This is a genomic window from Microbacterium esteraromaticum (genome assembly GCF_028747645.1).
GTDB lineage: Bacteria > Actinomycetota > Actinomycetes > Actinomycetales > Microbacteriaceae > Microbacterium > Microbacterium esteraromaticum_C.
The window spans coordinates 448,773-465,043 of record NZ_CP118100.1 but is presented as its reverse complement, the minus strand read 5'-3'; the positions used below and the strand labels follow the sequence as shown (position 1 = coordinate 465,043).

Sequence of the window (16,271 nt, the reverse complement as noted above, 5' to 3'; positions counted from 1 at the left end):
ACGGTTCAGAGCAACGTGCGCAGGGCGACGGCCAGTCCGCCGTCCTCGACCATGCCGGTCAGCTCTCCCGCGGCGTTCTGCACCTCGTCGACGGCCTGCCCCATCGCGACGGCTCGTCCGCCTCCGGCGAGCGCCCACGAGAACATCCCCAGATCGTTGCGACCGTCACCGGCCACGAGCACGCTGTCGCGGGGCGCCTGAAGCTGTGCGCACACGCGCTCGAGCGCCGTGCCCTTGTCGACGCCCTGCGGGGCGATGTCGAGCCACGAGGTCCAGCCGATGGCGTACGAGACCTCGTTGAGGCCGGCGGCAGCGACGACGCGTTCGAAGTCGGCCTCGTCATGTTGCGGCGAGACCACGACGACGCGCGAGACCGGCTGGGCGCCGAGCTCGTCGAACCCGACCTGGTGGCCGCTGTCGGGCGACCACTCGTCGATGCGCCCGGTGTAGAGCCGCTCGCCCGACGCGAGCTCGACCATGTAGTTCGCCTCGGGCAGGTGCGAGCCGAGCAGCTCGAGAACTGTATTGGGGTCGAACACCTCGACCCGCCAGCGCTGCCATTCACCGTCGACCCGACGCATGATGACGGCACCGTTCGAGCACACCACGTATTCGCTGGTCAGTCCCAGCATCTCGTGCACGTGCTGGGTACCCGACCAGCTGCGACCGGTCGCGAGCATCACCTCGTAGCCGGCTGCACGCACCTCGGCGACGGCGTCGAGCACACCGGGGCTGGGGGTCTCGTCCTGCAGCAGGATGGTGCCGTCGATGTCGAGGCCGACCAGGCCCCGCGGCGTCACGCCTCGCCCTCGTCAGCCGGGGGCGTCCATCCGAGCGGGCGCAGCACGTCGATGCCGCCCAGGTACGGGCGCAGCACCTCGGGTACGGTCACCGAGCCGTCGGCCTGCTGGTGGGTCTCCAGCAACGCCACGATCCACCGGGTGGTGGCGAGCGTGCCGTTCAGGGTGGCGACGTTCGTCGTCTTGACCGTCTCGCCCGCGGCATCCGATGCCGGACGGTAGCGCACGTCGAGGCGACGCGCCTGGTATGTCGTGCAGTTCGAGGTCGACGTGAGCTCGCGGAACGCACCTTGGGTGGGCACCCACGCCTCGATGTCGAACTTGCGGGCCGCGCTCGAGCCGAGGTCGCCCGCGGCGACGTCGATCACGCGGTAGGCCAGCCCGAGTGCGGTGAGCATCTCTTCTTGCAGAGCGACCAGGCGGTCATGCTCGGCCTCGGCCTCACCCGGCGTCGTGTAGACGAACATCTCGAGTTTGTTGAACTGGTGCACGCGGATGATGCCGCGGGTGTCCTTGCCGTGCGAGCCCGCCTCGCTGCGGTAGCAGGTCGACCAGCCGGCATAGCGCAGGGCGCCGTCGCCGTCGCCGAGGTCGAGGATCTCGTCCTTGTGGTAGCCGGCGAGCGGCACCTCGCTGGTGCCGACGAGGTACAGGTCGTCCTTGTCGAGGTGGTAGACCTCGTCGGCGTGCTCACCGAGGAAGCCGGTGCCCTGCATGATCTCGGGGCGCACCAGCGTGGGCACGATCATCGGCGTGAAGCCGTTCTGCAGCGCCTTGTCGAGCGCGAGGTTCATCAGCGCGATCTCGAGGCGCGCACCGATGCCCTTGAGGAAGTAGAAGCGGGCACCAGAGACCTTTGCCCCGCGCTCCATGTCGATCGCCCCGAGCAGTTCTCCCAGCTCGAGGTGATCGCGGGGCTCGAAGTCGAACGCGGGCACGTCGCCGACGCGGCGCAGCTCGACGAAGTCCGCCTCGCCGCCGGCCGGGACACCGTCGATGATCACGTTCTCGATGCGGTCGAGAGCGGATGCCGCGGCCTCGGCGGCCGCACCGGCTGCCTGCTGCGCCTGCTTGACGCGATCAGCGAGCTGCTTGGCCTGAGCGACCAGCGCCGCCTTCTCGTCTTTGGGTGCCTTGGCGACGGTCTTGCCGAAGGCGTTCTGCTCGGCGCGCAGCTCTTCGAACGCGCTGAGCGCGCTGCGGCGCGATCGGTCCGCCTCCAGTGCCGTATCAACCGTCTCAGGCGCGTTTCCGCGGGCGATCTGTGAACGACGGACGAGCTCGGGCTCGTCACGGAGAAGGGCGAGATCGATCATTGTGCAAGTCTAGCGAGCGCGTCCGAGGGGCGTTCCGCCGTAGAGTGGCCGCATGACGGCATCCGGGAGCGAGCAGCGGCACGCGGCTCTCGTGCTCAACCCCATCAAGGTCGACGTCCTCCGCCTGCGCACCTCTCTCGAATCGCGTTCTGCGCTGCACGGCTGGGAGCCGCCGCGGTTCTACGAGACGACCGTCGATGACCCCGGCACCGAGGCTGCCCGCCGCGCCCTGGCCGATGGCGCATCGGCCGTCCTCGTCGCCGGCGGCGACGGCACGGTGCGGGCCGTCGCCGAGGCGATGGCGGGCAGCGACGTGCCGTTCGCGGTGCTGCCCGGAGGAACTGGCAACCTGTTCGCACGCAACATGTCTCTGCCGCTCACCCAGCCCGAGTCGATGATGAATGCCGTCTTCACCGGCTTCACGCATCCGGTCGACATGGGGTGGGCGATGCTCTCCCGCGACGATGGCTCCGAAGACGAGCACGGCTTCGTCGTTCTCGCGGGCATGGGGCGGGACGCCGACATGATCGCCAAGACCAACCCCGACTTGAAGAAGTCGGTCGGCTGGGTGGCCTATCTCGACGGCGCCGCGCGGTCGTTGCCGGGAGCGAAGCCGTTCCGGATCGTCTTTCAGGTCGACGACGGCAAGCTGCATTCGGCGAAGGTGCAGAGCATGCTGTTCGCGAACTGTGGCGCGCTGCCGGCGGGGATCGCACTGATGCCCGACGCCTCGCTGGACGACGGACAGCTCGACATCGCGGTGATCCAGCCGAGTGGCCCGCTCGGCTGGCTGGGCCTGTGGCGCAAGATCTGGTGGGACAACTCGGTGCTGCGCCGCAGCCGCGCCGGCCGACTCGTACTGCAGCGTCGCGGTCGCGACGCCTCGATCCGCTATCTCAACGGAGGCACCGCCGAAGCGGCGATGGTGTCACCGACCTCGATCGAACTCGACGGCGACGAGTTCGGTGCGGCGGTGCGCATGCGCTGCCGGGTGCAGCCCGGCGCACTGAAGATCGTGCTGCCCAGCGGGCACGACACGTCGGGCTTCTGACGGGCGCGACTCTCGCGAGGGCTGGGGCGGATGCCCGTGATCAGTCCTGCACGGGCACCGTGGCGTCGAGGTTGTCGCCGACGAGCGTCAGCTCGAACGGGCCGTCGACGTGCTCCATCGGCAACGTGATCGTCGTCAGGCGCGGCACGAAGTCCATCGTGCACGGGCGGTCGATGGTCTGGAAGGTCACGGTCGCTCCAGCCGACTGCTCGATGTCCTCGATGATCGGCTGGCAGGTCGACGATCCCCACGTCAGCAGCACGATGCCGTCGTCGGCGAACCATCCGGCCGATGGCCCGTTCTCGCTCATACCGTCGGGGGCTTCGGCGAGGCCGTCGAGGTCGGCGTCTTCGGTACCGGTGCCGTAGGCGATCGCGATCTCGACGTCCTGGGTGACATCCACGCCCTCGGGCGCGGCGACGAACGTCGCGCGGGGCACGAGATCGTTGGTGCACGGCTGGTTCTCATCGCCGTCGCTGAGCGCGACCGAGATCATCTGACCGTCCGCCGAGACGTCATCGACGATCGGAACGCAGCTGGACGATCCCCAGGTGACGACACCGATCGCTCGTCCGCCGTCGAGCCAGGCGGCCTCGACATCGTCGCCGATGACGTCGTCATCGGGCGCCGTGGTGGCCGCACCGCCGTCGGTGCTGGTGGGAGCGGGCGACTCGGGCGTTACGGTGCACCCCGCGACGAGCAGCGTCGCCCCGGCGAGGGCCAGAGCCGACAGGACGATTCGCATTCGAGAGGCGGTCATGCGCTCAGAGTACCCGAGCGGTTCCGCGCCGCACTGAACGGGCTCACTGCAGTGCGGAGGTCAGCCGGGCGAGGTTGTCGAGCACCGTCGAGCGCAACGGCTGCTGCATCCACTCGTCGAGCGTCAGCTCGCGACTGAGCGTGCGGTACTCGTCCTCGACGACGCGCATCTCATCGACGAACTCCTCGCCGCGCACGAGCATCGACACCTCCAGATTGAGGCCGAACGAGCGCATGTCCATGTTGCTCGACCCGATCACGGCGACCTGATCGTCGATCGTGAGGCTCTTGGTGTGCAGGATGTACGGCTTGGGGTAGAGCCAGATGCGCACACCGGCGCGCAGCAGGGCCTCGTAGTAGCTGCGCTGCGCGTGATAGACCATCGCCTGGTCGCCCTGTTCCGAGACGAACAGTTCGACCTTCACCCCGCGGTCGACGGCCGCGGTGACCGCCAGCAGAAGTGCCTCATCGGGCACGAAATAGGGACTGACGATCATGATCTTGTCGTTCGCCGCATACAACAGGGCGAGGAACAGTCGCAGGTTGTTCTCGGCCTCGAACCCTGGGCCGGACGGCACGATCTGACAGTCGAGGTCTCCGGTGCCCGGCTCGACCCGGCTGATGTGGATGCCCTCGGGCACCCGATCGGTCTCGGCGTAGTAGTCGCTCAAGAAGACGGCGTTCAGGCTCGAGACGACGGGGCCGTCGACGCGCACCATCAAGTCGATCCAGTGCAGCCCCTGGCGGATGTTCTTGGGGAGGTTGTACGACGAGTCGGTGACGTTCTGCGATCCGAGAAAACCCGACCGTCCGTCGATGACCAGGAGCTTGCGGTGATTGCGCAGGTCAGGGCGCTGAATGTGGCGGCGCAGCGGTTGTACGGGCAGCATCAGGTGCCAGTCGGCACCCATCGCCTCGAGACGCCGCAGGGTCTCTCGATAGCGTGGCTTCCAGCGGTTCGCCCAGTAGTCGAGCAGCACCCGCACGGGGATCCCGCGGGCAGCCACCTCTTCCAACGCCAGGAAGAAGTTGTCGGTGGACTCGTCGCTCTGCAGGATGTAGAACTCGACGTGCACGTACTCCTGCGCCGTGCGGATCTCGGCGGCCATCGCGTCCAGCGACTCCTGGTAGTCACTGATCAGGTGCACGCCGTTGTCGCCCGACAGCGGCAGGGCGCCGAGGTGCTTGTTCATCGCCACCAGCGGCGGGAACCAGTCGGGCGCATCGGGCCGCAAGGTGCCGAAGTTCAGAAAGCTGGCCGCCTCGGCGATGTACGCGTTGATGCGCTCCTGCTTGCGGCGACGGGCACGGGGCAGCTTGGGGTTTCCGATCAGCAGGAACAGCAGGACGCCGATGACCGGAATGAAGAAGATCGCCAGCAGCCAGGCCATCGCCGACGTCGGCTTGCGGTTGCGGGGGACGACGATCACGGCGACGACGCGCACGGTGAGGTCGATAACGAGGTAGATGGTGGTGAGCCACAACGGCCAGGCGCTAGTGTTCACCGACCCTCCCCCGTCGCTCCGCTAGCCATCAGAGTAGCGGGCGCGGAGAGAATACGAGCCAACGCCGCGTCAGCTGCGCGGCGGAAGTCCGCGCGCCGCGCGCTCCTGCGCCTCGATCTCGGCGTGGACGCGACGCTCGGTGCGGTCGAAGCGGAGGATGCCACGGAGCACGATCACGAAGACGATGCTCACGCCGATGGTCGGCAGCAGCGACCAGGCGGCAGCGATCCAGAAGTTGTCCATACCCTCCATCGTACGCGTGGTCACTGATCACTTGCCCTACACAGCCAAGCGAATCCGACGCGTTGTACTCAGCCTCTGGGATTCGCGGGACCTCCACCGCCCGGCGACGCTCACACTCGCTTCATGACCACGATCATCCACGCGACACATCCCGCCGAGTTCCTCGGCCTCGTCCCGGCCCTGGCCGGCTTCACTCCACGGCAGAGCCTGGTGCTGCTGCCGTTCCAGGGCTCGCGCACGCGCGGCGCGATGCGCATCGATCTGCCCGTCGACGGCGCAGACGCCGATGACTTCGCGCACGCCGCGCTACAGGCGCTGCTGCAGGTGCAGAACGTCGACGCGACAGCCCTGGTCGCCTACACAGACACCCCGGCCCAGTCGGTGCCCGACGGGATGCTGCTGCCTCACCTGGCCACCGTCGAGGCTGTGCTCGACGTCGCCACGCAGGCCGGGTTGCGCATCGTCGAGGCGCTGTGCGTGACACCCGACGGATGGAGCGACTACCTCGCCGAGGACCCGGCGCTGCACCCGCTCGACAGCATCCCCCGCCCCGACGGCGTGCCGGGCCTCGGCGATGTCAGCGGCGACCAGACCGCCGGCGCCGATCTGCCGCCCAGCAACCTGGTCGAGCGGGAACAGGTGGGCCGCGCGCTGCGCGAGCTCGAACACATCCTGGAACAGCACCGGCTGGGCCAGGGCCACACGCTCGGCACGCAGAACCCGCTGGCCCTGATCACCGCCGAAGACGTGCTCGATGACCTGCCCGCCTTCGCCGAAGGGCTACTGGAATCGCCCTCAGGGGACGACGCCTACGGCTGCGCGGCGCTGCTGTGGTGTGTGAACCGCCCCGTGCTGCGCGACGCCGTACTGGTGCAGTGGGCCACAGATCTGGCCATGGGCGAGTACGCGCTCGACGCGCAACTGCAGTTCGCGGCCGGCGCGGGCGCGGTTCCCGACGCCGTCGGGCAGATCTTTCTCGGCAAAGGCCCGCGCCCCGATGCCGACCGGCTGGGCTGTGCTCTGCAGGTCGTGCGCTCGGCTGCCGCCCGGGCGCCACGCGGGGCCAAGGTCGGCGCGCTCACCGCGGCCGCCTGGCTGGCGTGGGCTTTGGGCCGGTCGTCGCATGCCGGCGCATACATCGACCAGGCCCTGGCCATCGACCCCGAACACAGCATGGCGTCGCTGATCTCGACCATGCTGTCGGCGGGGATGCTGCCCGAATGGGCCCTGAAGCCTGCTACTTGACCAGCGGGAACAGGATCGTCTCGCGGATGCCGAGGCCGGTGATGGCCATCAGCAGGCGGTCGATGCCCATTCCCATTCCGCCCGACGGCGGCATGCCGTGCTCGAGGGCGCGCAGGAACTCCTCGTCGACCGGCATCGCCTCGACGTCACCGCGCGCGGCCAGCTTGGCCTGCTCGACGAAACGCTCGCGCTGGATGACAGGGTCGACCAGCTCGGAGTAGCCGGTGGCCAGCTCGAAGCCGCGGATGTAGAGGTCCCATTTCTCGACGACGCCGGCGATCGAGCGGTGCTCGCGCACCAGCGGCGACGTGTCGACCGGGAAGTCCATCACGAAGGTCGGACGCACCAGGTCGACCTTCACGAAGTGCTCCCACAGCTCTTCGACGAGCTTGCCGTGCGTGGGGTGCGGCGGGATGTCGACGCCGTTGGCCTCGGCGAAGGCGATGAGGTCCTCGACCGAGTCCTGCGGGGTGACGGTGCGGCCCGACGCCTCGGAGAGCGAGTCGTACATCGACACGCGGTCCCATTCGCCGCCGAGGTCGTACTCGGTGCCGTCGGCCCAGGTGACCGTGGTCGAACCGGCCACGGCGATCGCGGCGTTCTGCACGAGCTCCTGTGTGAGGGCTGCCATCTGGTTGTAGTCGCCGTAGGCCTGGTAGGCCTCGAGCATCGCGAACTCAGGGCTGTGGGTCGAGTCGGCACCCTCGTTGCGGAAGTTGCGGTTGATCTCGTACACCCGCTCGATGCCACCGACGACGGCGCGCTTGAGGTACAGCTCGGGCGCGATGCGCAGGAACAGCTCGGTGTCGAACGCGTTCGAGTGCGTGATGAACGGACGAGCGGATGCCCCACCGTGCTGCACCTGCAGCATGGGCGTCTCGACCTCGAGGTAGTCGTGCCCGGTGAACGTCGCGCGCAGGCTGGCGTTCACGGCCGCACGAGCGCGGACGGTGCTGCGAGCACGGTCGCGCACGATCAGGTCGAGGAAGCGGCTGCGCACACGCGTCTCCTCGTTCAGCTCGCCATACACGTTCGGCAGCGGCAGGATCGCCTTCGACGCGATCTGCCACTGGTCGACCATGATCGACAGCTCGCCGCGACGGCTCGAGATCACCTCGCCGTGCACGAAGACGTGGTCACCGAGGTCGACGAGCTCCTTCCACGCCGCCAGCGACTCGTCGCCGACGTTCGCCAGCGACACCATCGCCTGGATGCGTGAGCCGTCACCGGCCTGCAGCGTGGCGAAGCAGAGCTTGCCGGTGTTGCGGCTGAACACCACGCGCCCCGCGACGCCGACCATCAGACCGGTCTGCGTGTCGGGCTCGAGATCACCGTACTCGGCGCGCAGCGCCGGGATGCCGTGCGTGACGGGCACACCCACCGGGAACGCCCCGCCACCGGCATCCGCACGGTTCTCGATCAGCTTCTCGCGCTTGGCCAGCCGCACCGCCTTCTGTTCGAAGACGTCGTCTTCGAGAGCGGGTGCGGGGGTCGGCGCGGGCGCGTCAGTCATGGGTGGGGCTCCTTGATGAAAAGTCAGCCCCAAGTCTACCGACCCCGCTGTCGCACGCCGGAGTCGGATCGGCCGCGCAGGCTAGCCTCGTTGCATGCGTCGTCTCACCGCCCTGATCGCCGTCGTGCTCGGACTGCTGACCGTGGCGCTGCTGCCCTCTTCCGCCGTCGCGGACGTCGACGACTTCTCGTACTCGTCGTGGGATGTGCGATTCGACGTGTCTCTCGACGACGAGGGTCGCGCGGTCGCCCACGTCACCGAGACTCTGGTGGCGGCGTTCCCCGATTTCGATCAGAACAGGGGGATCGTGCGCGGGTATCCGCAGCGGTACGAGGGCGCGAGCGTGAGCCTCGACATCGTCTCGGTGACGGATGCCGCGGGCCAAGACGTGCCGTACGAGACCGAGGTCGATTCCGACAGCGAAGTGCTGTACGTGCTCACCGGAACGGACGACTACGTCCGCGGCGCGCAAACCTACGTCATCGAGTACACGATGCGCGACGTCATGGTCACCGGTGAGGAGTCCGGCAACGACGAGTTCCACTGGGACATGCTGGCGCTCACGAGCACCCAGGCCGTCAACCGCTTCCACGCGGAGATCGCCTTCTCGCCCGACCTCGCAGCACAGCTCACCGGCGACACGGCCTGCTACGAGGGCTTCGAGCACGACAGGGCACGCTGCACGCTGTCGGGCCCTGTCGCGCAGGACGGCGCCCAGGTGTTCTCGGTGTCATCGGGCGCCCGTGCCGCCGGCGATGGCGTGACCGTCGCGATCGGCTTCGCCCCTGGCACGGTGGCCCAGCCCGCTTCGCGCCAACCGAGCCCGCTCGCCGACCACGGCACCGCCACTGTCGGCGGCCTCTCGGCTCTGGCAGCCGCGGGCGCATGGGTGTCGGTGGCCCGGCTCGCACGACGGCGGCGCACAGCGACGGGAATCATCATCGCCCAGTTCGATGTTCCAGCGGACCTGCCGCCGCTCACGGCCGCAGCGCTGCTGCCGGGATCACAGAACCCCGTTCCGGCACAGCTGGTGCACCTCGCAGTGCACGGCGCCATCCGCCTCGAGGGCGAAGCGGACGACGACCGCCCCGCGGTTCGACTGATCGACCGCGACCTGGCTCCGACGGCGCTTGATCGGACGGCAATCGACGCAGTGTTCGAGGGCGAGCGCGCACCGGGAGCGTTGCGCTTCATCCCGCGCAAGAGCACGGAGTTCGCCAAGCGCATGACGAAACTCACGAAGAAGGGCACCGCCCAGGCGGCCACGCGCGACTTGACGACCAAGGAACGCAGCCGCGCCGCCGTCGTGTTCGGGTGGATCTCGGTGGGACTCTTCGCCGCGGCGCTCGGCCTGTTCATCTGGTCGGCGACGCTCGACCGCGAACTGCTGATCCTGGGAATTCTCGCGATGATCGTCACGTCGGCGGTCGCGTTGGTCTCGGCGTTCGTGGCGTTCTCGAAGCACACGGTGCTCACCCCGGCAGGAGCCGAGATGTACGAGTACCTGCTCGGCGTGAAGGAATTCATCCGCGTCGCCGAGACCGATCGGCTGCGCATGCTGCAGTCGTATCGGGGCGCAGAGCGTCGCAGCGACGGCAGCGTCGACGTCGTGCATCTGTACGAGAAGCTGTTGCCGTACGCGATGCTGCTCGGCGAGGAGAAGACCTGGGGCAAGGTGCTCGACACCGCGTACGAGAACGATGATCGCAGCCCGGGTTGGATCGGCCTCTCGACAGGCATGTCGATCAACTCGCGACTGTCGGACTACTCGTCTTCGGTTCACTCGGCGTCGACCTACACGCCTTCGTCGAGCTCGGCAGGCGGCTCGACCGGAGGCGGGTACTCGGGCAGCGGCGGTGGCGGCGGGTTCTCGGGCGGGCGCTGACGCACCGTTTCAGAGAAGAAGTCGTGCTCGGGCTCGCGCCGTCAGAGCTCGGGCGGCGTGCCCAGCGGGTCGGACTCATCGCGCAGCGCGCGCTCGACCGCCGACGACACCAGCGCCGACAGGTAACCCCCGGGATTGTCTACGCCGATACCGCGCAGCAGGCCCGTCGCCTGCTGCACGATCGAGCGCGAGAACTCGGATGCTGTCGCGATCGCTTCGGCGTAGGCGGCGCGATCGTGTTCGGCGATGATCACCGGTTCGCACCCCATCTCGACGGCGAGCGCCTGCGCGATCGGCAGAACGGCAGCGGGTGCAGTGACACCCGCGAAGGATGCCTGCAGCTGACGCAGGTCGACCGACGTGCCGTTGAAAGTGATGGCGGGGTGCACGGCCAGCGGGATCGCGCCGCGCTCGGCAGCGGGGCCGAGCACATCGGTGCCGTGGGCGGGGTCGGTGTGCAGCACGAGCTGACCGACCTGCCAACCTCCGACGTCGGCGATGCCCTGCACGAGCCCCGGCAGTTCGGCGTGCGGCACGGCGATCACAACGAGCTCGCTGCGGCGCACGATCTCGACCGCGTCGAGCACCGCGACGCCGGGCAGCACCGCGGCGGCACGGTCGTCATCCGATCCGCTGGTGATGCCGGTGATCGCGTGGCCGACCCCCGCGAGCGCGGCCCCGATGACGGGCCCGACACGGCCCGCGCCGATGATGCCGACGCCGAGGCGTCCCGGTGCCGCCATCTCAGTTCTGCTCCGGTGCCGGCGACGTCACCGGCGGGTAGGGCGCGACCGGCGGTGGCAGTGTGACCGGCTGCTGCGATGCGCTCCCCGCCGTATTCTGCTCGCCCCAGCGGTGGCTGTGGTCGCTGGTGACAGCATCCACCGCCGCGCGGGCGACCTCGTCGATCAGCGCCTGCGCGTCGTCGCGTTCCAAGGCCGACAGCGTCGCCGAGACGGGGCCGGTCACCGTGTGGGCCTGCATCGAGGCCACGTTCTGCGCGCGCGAGATCGGTCCCTGCGCCACCGAGATGCCCTGCATGCGGGCGAGGGGGAAGATCGCCAGCTGGCGCCACATCCAGCCCTTGCGCAGCAGCAGCGCGCCGGGAACGACGGCCCAGCCGTGACGCTTCCAGCTGAACGGGTGCCGCCAGGCGGCACGTCGCGGAACGGTGCGAAACGCATCGTCGGATGCTGTGCCGATGACCCCGTGCTCCCACAGGTGCGCGAGTTGCTCAGCAGTGATGTCGGGGAAGATCAGTTCGAGCACCCGCTCGACGTCGGCGCGCTTGCCGACCGGCAACACCACGTTGAACTGTTGGGCACTGCTCGACTGCGCCTGCGACGCCGATTTGCCGGTCATGCGGTTGATGCGCACGGTCCACCAGCCGAACGGACGCCACAACAGTGACTGCGATACCGAGACGGCGAAGATGCGCCCCGGTGGCAGGGTCTCGGTGATCGTCGTGAGCAGACCGAAGGTCAGGCGGATGCCATTACTGGTCGGCGCGATCGAATAGCGCAGCGAGCGCGAGATCTGCGCCCAGGTGATACCGACCACGGCGATGACCAGCGGGATGCCCATACCGAGGGCGATGCCGACCATAGCGATGACGATCTCGACTCCAGTCTCACCATCGGCGGTCATGCCGAAGTAGGCCGCGGCGAGTGTGACAACGAAGATCCCGCCGAAGAAGAGCACCCACAGTGCGGCCGAGATCAGTTGGGATCCGACCAGTCGTCCGGTGGGGATCTTCACGACGCTCTCGGGCGCGACATCGGCCAGGTCGACGCCCTCGATCATGCCGGCGACGCCGGCGTTCATCGACCCCACGAGCTGTTCGCGTACGCCGCCGTGACCCGCCGGCGCGGGCGCCGCCGGGCCTCCGGCGGCCGCCAGGCGTGCCGAGCGCGCGCCCGAGGCGAGACGCAGAATATCGGCCCGCACGGATTCGGCCTTGGCCGTCGCGAGGTATTCCAGGTCGACGTTCGAGTCGGCGCCGGCGCCGACAACCTCGACCTTGGCGAGTCCGATCAGGCGCGCGGGGAACGGGCGGGTGAGGTTGACGCCCTGCACGCGGTCAAGCGGCGCGCGGCGCTGCGAACGGAACAGCATGCCCTTGCGCACCTCGACGTGCGAGCCGGTGATGCGGAACTGGTGAAAGCGCCACACGACCCAGAAGGCGATGATGAAGACCACCACGACCCCAGCGACGATCAGTAGCGCGAGCAGCACGAGGTTGTTCGCCAGCACCCAGTCGACGGGGTCGCCCGGGTAGTCGGTGTAGTCCACTTCGTCGGGCGCGAACCGCTGCACGAAGAAGTTGATGATGCGGTCGCGCATGTTCGAGATGATGATGCCGGCGACGACGATCAGCACCAGCCCGCCCTTGAACAGGGGCGTCAGCGGATGCATGCGATGCCAGGCACCGTCGGCGAGGCTGGAGTCGCCGCCCTCTGGAAGCACGGTGGCAGGTGCCGGCGATGCCTCGGGGCCGGGAGCGGAGGGAGTGCTCACAGGCCGGTCCGCCTCGTCTCGGCGACCTCGATCAGCGTGTCGCGCAGCGTCTCGGCAGCGGCCTGGGTGAGTCCCGGGATCTGCACGCCGGTGGTGGCCGCGGCCGTCACCATCTTCAGCTGCGAGACGCCGAAGGCGCGGTCGAGCGGGCCGTGCGTGATGTCGACCAACTGCAGGCGACCGTAAGGCACGGCGACCATGCGCTGCCAGATGATGCCCCGACGGAAGACGATGTCATCGGCGCGCAGCATGTAACCAACGGCCTTGGCCTGACGCGGCAGGATGACCATGGTGATCAGCGTGATGAGGATCACGATGCCGGCGGGGATCCACGCCCAGGTCTGATGGAATACGAGCACCAGCACGAGCGCGGCGGCTGCGACGCCCACCACGAGCAGCGCGTTCTGCAGCAGCTGCGAGACGACGTAACGCGGCGAGATCTGGTGCCAGGTGCCGTCCAGCGCGAGCGCCGACGCACTGCGCGGCGTGCGCAGCTCGGGGTAGGTGCCGTCGTCGAGACCGGCCGGCACGGCAGGTGCGGCCGGCGCGGCGGGGGCGGCAGGGGGTGCAGGTGCGGCGGGGGCGGATGCCGGTGCCGAGACCTCTGGTGCCGCGGGCGCGGGCGGCACCGTGGGCGCAGCCGGCGGAACCGGTGGTGCGCCGAACGGGTTCGGGTCACTCGGTGTGGGCGTCTGGCTCTCGGTCATCAGGGTCCTTCGGCAGCGTGCAGAACTGTTCCGCGACGAGCGCGACCCCGACCAGCACCAGCGCGCCGACGACGAGGGCGATCATCGCCACCACCGACCCTACCGGCGCGGGGATCGGTCGGGTGAGCAGGAACGTCAGCAGGCCGGTGCCGAATCCGGCCAGAAGTGCGCCGAGCAGGCTCGACGCCCGCGCCAGCGTGGCCGCGCGCACGGCACGGAACGGATCGATACGCGTGCCCCCGCGGGTGCTGCGGCGCACGGGCCAGGCCAGGGCCAGCACGGCTGCAGCGATCAGCACCAACAGCACCGGCAGGAACGGCGAGGGCGTGAACGTGGCACGGCCGGTGATCGTCAGCAGGTGGTCGAAGCCGAAACCGGCGCCCGCGCCGAGCAGGGCGAGCACCGCCAGGACTGCGCCAGACGTGCGCTTCACTGGCCGCCGTCCTTGAGGCGCCTGACCAGTTCGTCGACCCGACCGGCCCCGGGCAGCACGGCCTCGGGGTCGAGGCTGAGCCAGGGTTCGAGCACGAAGAGCCGCTCGGCGGCACGCGGATGCGGCACCATCAGGTGCGCGGCGGTGCTGACGAAGTCGCCGTAGGCGATCAGATCGAGGTCAAGGGTGCGATCGCCCCAGCGCTGCCTGCGCACGCGACCCTGTTCCTCTTCAACGGCGTGCAGCATGCCCAGCAGCACGGATGGCGCGAGTCTCGTCGTCATCAGCGCCGCAGCGTTCAAGTACGGGGGCGCGTCGGGGTCGGGGCCGTCGGGGCGGATGGCGACGGTCTCGATCGGCTCCGACATGCGCAACGCGTCGACCAGGGGCAGGCGCCGCAGACGCTCGGCGGCGCTGCGCAGCATCTCGCCGCGGTCTCCCTCGTTCGAGCCGAGGGCGATGACCGCGACCTCGGGCTCCCTGCCCGGTCGCGGATCGGGCATCCCCTCCAGGTGGGTGAGGCGACGATCCATCAGGCCCTCCCCCGGCGCACGGTCACCGAGACGTCGGTGAATGTCTGGGCGATCGGGGCATGCGGCTTGTGCACGGTGACGGTGACATGCTCGACGCGCGCGTCTTCGAGGGCGGCGTCAGCGATGCGCTGCGCGAGCGTCTCGATGAGGTTGACGGGTTCGCCGGCGACGATCGCGGCGACCCGATCGGCGAGTTCGCCGTAGTGCACGGTGTCGGTGACGTCGTCGGATGCCGCGGCGCCGGCCAACGGCACCCGCAGGGTCAGGTCGATCGTGAAGTCCTGACCATCGCGCCGTTCGTGCTCGAACACCCCGTGCCGACCGAACACGGTCAGTCCGGTGAGCGTGATCTCATCGGCGGTCATGCGTGTCTCCCTCCCAGGCGCGGGCGACGCCGAGCGCATCGCGGGTCGCGGCGACGTCGTGCACGCGCACGGCCCAGGCCCCGGCGCGGGCAGCCAGCGCGCTGGTCACCGCGGTCGCGAGGTCTCGGCGCTGCTCATCGGCATCCACGCCGAGCACCTCACCGAGGAATCGCTTGCGCGAGGTGCCGATCAGCACCCGGTGTCCGAGTGCGGCGATCTCGTCGAGATCGCGCAGCAGCTCCCAGTTCTGCGGGCCCGACTTCGCGAAGCCGACGCCCGGATCGACGATCACTCGGGATGGCGCGATGCCCGCCGCTGCGGCGGCGGTGACGCGCTCGTGCAGTTCGGATGCCACCTCGCGGGCCACCCGGCTGTACTGGGCCCGTGCGTACATGTCGGCCGACGGCCCGCGCCAGTGGCCGAGGGCGACGTCGGCATCGAGGTCGGCGATGGCCGACAGCATCCGCTCGTCGGCGAGGCCGCCGGAGACGTCGTTGACGATGCGCGCGCCCGCGCGCACGGCGGCGACGGCGGTGTCGGCGTTGAGCGTGTCGATCGAGGTCGGCACGCCGGCGTCGGTGAGCGCCTCGATGACCGGCAGCACGCGCGCCTGCTCGACGGCGACCGGCACGCGTTCGGCGCCGGGCCTGGTCGATTCGCCGCCGACGTCGATCACTGCCGCGCCCTGCTCGCGCAGACGGAGAGCATGGGTGACGGCGGCGTCGAGGTCGACGTAGCGTCCGCCGTCGCTGAACGAGTCGGGGGTGGTGTTGAGGATGCCCCAGATGATGGTCACGACGACACCCCGTGGGCGCCGCCCGACCCGATCAGGGCGATCAGCTCTGCCCGGGCGATCGGCTCGGTGTAGGTGCCGCGTGCGGCGATCGTGACGGTGGATGCCACGGGCTGGCGTCCCCCGCGCATGGTCACGCACCCGTGTGAGGCGTCGAGCACGACGAGCACGCCACGGGTGTCGAGGTGCTCGTCGATGGTATCCGCGATCTGCTCGCCCAGGCGCTCCTGCACCTGCGGGCGGGTCGCGAGGGTCTCGACCACCTTGACCAGCGCGCCCAGGCCGACGACCTGCTCACCGGGCAGGTAGGCGAGGTGCGCCACACCCGCGAACGGCAGCAGGTGGTGCTCACACACCGAGCGGAAGCGGATGTCGCGCAGCAGCACGGCACCCGACGGCAGCGTGTCGGGCGCCGGGCCCCGCGAGATGCTGATGGTGCGTTCGAGGTGCGCGGCGGGGTCTTCGCTGACGCCGGCGAAGAACTCGGCGTACAGCTCGGCCATGCGTCCGGGGGTCTGCTTGAGTCCTGGCCGGTCGGGGTCCTCACCGATCGCTTCGAGCAGTTCGCGGGTGAGTCGCTCGATGCGGGGCTTGTCGACGGTCACG

Annotated in this window: 17 protein-coding genes; 3 read left to right on the top strand and 14 right to left on the bottom strand. The window is 69.3% G+C overall.

The genetic code is table 11. The annotated features are described in order from the left end of the window. Positions 1 to 5 precede the first annotated feature (5 nt). Positions 6 to 800: an HAD family hydrolase gene (locus PTQ19_RS02150; RefSeq protein ID WP_274368275.1), complete on the bottom strand. Its 795-nt coding sequence runs from the start codon at positions 798 to 800 to the stop codon at positions 6 to 8. Next, positions 797 to 2,116 carry a serine--tRNA ligase gene (gene serS, locus PTQ19_RS02145; protein ID WP_274368274.1) on the bottom strand — a complete coding sequence of 440 codons (1,320 nt, stop codon included), beginning with the start codon at positions 2,114 to 2,116 and terminating at the stop codon, positions 797 to 799. Before serS ends, PTQ19_RS02150 begins: the two co-directional genes overlap by 4 nt. Positions 2,117 to 2,168: 52 nt before the next feature. On the opposite strand from serS, the gene PTQ19_RS02140 reads away from it, so the two are divergent. Then, a complete protein-coding gene (locus PTQ19_RS02140) occupies positions 2,169 to 3,167 on the top strand; it encodes a diacylglycerol/lipid kinase family protein (RefSeq protein ID WP_274368273.1) in 999 nt (332 codons plus the stop codon). A 40-nt stretch (positions 3,168 to 3,207) separates the two neighbouring features. Here the strand turns inward: PTQ19_RS02140 and PTQ19_RS02135 are convergent, their stop codons facing one another. From PTQ19_RS02135 to PTQ19_RS02125, 3 genes are all read right to left on the bottom strand, one after another. Next, entirely contained in the window at positions 3,208 to 3,927 is a 720-nt protein-coding gene (locus PTQ19_RS02135) for a hypothetical protein (protein ID WP_274368272.1), read from the bottom strand. A 43-nt stretch (positions 3,928 to 3,970) separates the two neighbouring features. Further along, positions 3,971 to 5,431, bottom strand: coding sequence for a cardiolipin synthase (cls, locus tag PTQ19_RS02130; RefSeq protein ID WP_274368271.1), 1,461 nt, complete (start codon positions 5,429 to 5,431; stop codon positions 3,971 to 3,973). Positions 5,432 to 5,500: 69 nt separating this feature from the next. Continuing rightward, positions 5,501 to 5,674, bottom strand: coding sequence for a hypothetical protein (locus PTQ19_RS02125; protein ID WP_179409177.1), 174 nt, complete (start codon positions 5,672 to 5,674; stop codon positions 5,501 to 5,503). A gap of 123 nt (positions 5,675 to 5,797) precedes the next feature. On the opposite strand from PTQ19_RS02125, the gene PTQ19_RS02120 reads away from it, so the two are divergent. Then, positions 5,798 to 6,919, top strand: coding sequence for a DUF4192 family protein (locus PTQ19_RS02120; RefSeq protein ID WP_274368270.1), 1,122 nt, complete (start codon positions 5,798 to 5,800; stop codon positions 6,917 to 6,919). Here PTQ19_RS02120 and lysS read toward each other — a convergent pair. Then, a complete protein-coding gene (gene lysS, locus PTQ19_RS02115; protein WP_179409179.1) occupies positions 6,912 to 8,432 on the bottom strand; it encodes a lysine--tRNA ligase in 1,521 nt (506 codons plus the stop codon). The genes PTQ19_RS02120 and lysS overlap by 8 nt on opposite strands. 94 nt (positions 8,433 to 8,526) lie before the next feature. Between lysS and PTQ19_RS02110 the strand changes: the two genes are divergently transcribed. Continuing rightward, a complete protein-coding gene (locus PTQ19_RS02110; protein WP_274368269.1) occupies positions 8,527 to 10,317 on the top strand; it encodes a DUF2207 domain-containing protein in 1,791 nt (596 codons plus the stop codon). A 41-nt stretch (positions 10,318 to 10,358) separates the two neighbouring features. Here PTQ19_RS02110 and PTQ19_RS02105 read toward each other — a convergent pair whose 3' ends face one another. From PTQ19_RS02105 to folE, 8 genes are read right to left on the bottom strand one after another with little or no spacing between them, the layout of a single operon-like run. Beyond that, positions 10,359 to 11,060, bottom strand: a complete 702-nt coding sequence (locus PTQ19_RS02105) for a DUF2520 domain-containing protein (RefSeq protein ID WP_274368268.1) — start codon at positions 11,058 to 11,060, stop codon at positions 10,359 to 10,361. Between the two features lies 1 nt (position 11,061). Next, positions 11,062 to 12,834: a PH domain-containing protein gene (locus PTQ19_RS02100; RefSeq protein WP_274368267.1), complete on the bottom strand. Its 1,773-nt coding sequence runs from the start codon at positions 12,832 to 12,834 to the stop codon at positions 11,062 to 11,064. Beyond that, the gene (locus PTQ19_RS02095; protein WP_338000580.1) at positions 12,831 to 13,541 is read right to left on the bottom strand and encodes a PH domain-containing protein; all 711 of its coding nucleotides are present in this window, start codon (positions 13,539 to 13,541) and stop codon (positions 12,831 to 12,833) included. Before PTQ19_RS02095 ends, PTQ19_RS02100 begins: the two co-directional genes overlap by 4 nt. Further along, positions 13,510 to 13,974, bottom strand: a complete 465-nt coding sequence (locus PTQ19_RS02090) for a DUF3180 domain-containing protein (protein WP_274368266.1) — start codon at positions 13,972 to 13,974, stop codon at positions 13,510 to 13,512. Before PTQ19_RS02090 ends, PTQ19_RS02095 begins: the two co-directional genes overlap by 32 nt. Then, positions 13,971 to 14,507, bottom strand: coding sequence for a 2-amino-4-hydroxy-6-hydroxymethyldihydropteridine diphosphokinase (gene folK / locus PTQ19_RS02085; protein WP_206550586.1), 537 nt, complete (start codon positions 14,505 to 14,507; stop codon positions 13,971 to 13,973). The genes PTQ19_RS02090 and folK overlap by 4 nt, the downstream gene beginning before the upstream one ends. Further along, positions 14,507 to 14,872, bottom strand: a complete 366-nt coding sequence (folB, locus tag PTQ19_RS02080) for a dihydroneopterin aldolase (RefSeq protein WP_179409185.1) — start codon at positions 14,870 to 14,872, stop codon at positions 14,507 to 14,509. Before folB ends, folK begins: the two co-directional genes overlap by 1 nt. Beyond that, positions 14,859 to 15,668 carry a dihydropteroate synthase gene (gene folP / locus PTQ19_RS02075; protein ID WP_274368265.1) on the bottom strand — a complete coding sequence of 270 codons (810 nt, stop codon included), beginning with the start codon at positions 15,666 to 15,668 and terminating at the stop codon, positions 14,859 to 14,861. Before folP ends, folB begins: the two co-directional genes overlap by 14 nt. Continuing rightward, positions 15,665 to 16,270: a GTP cyclohydrolase I gene (gene folE / locus PTQ19_RS02070; RefSeq protein ID WP_274368264.1), complete on the bottom strand. Its 606-nt coding sequence runs from the start codon at positions 16,268 to 16,270 to the stop codon at positions 15,665 to 15,667. The genes folP and folE overlap by 4 nt, the downstream gene beginning before the upstream one ends. Between the last annotated feature and the right edge of the window lies 1 nt (position 16,271).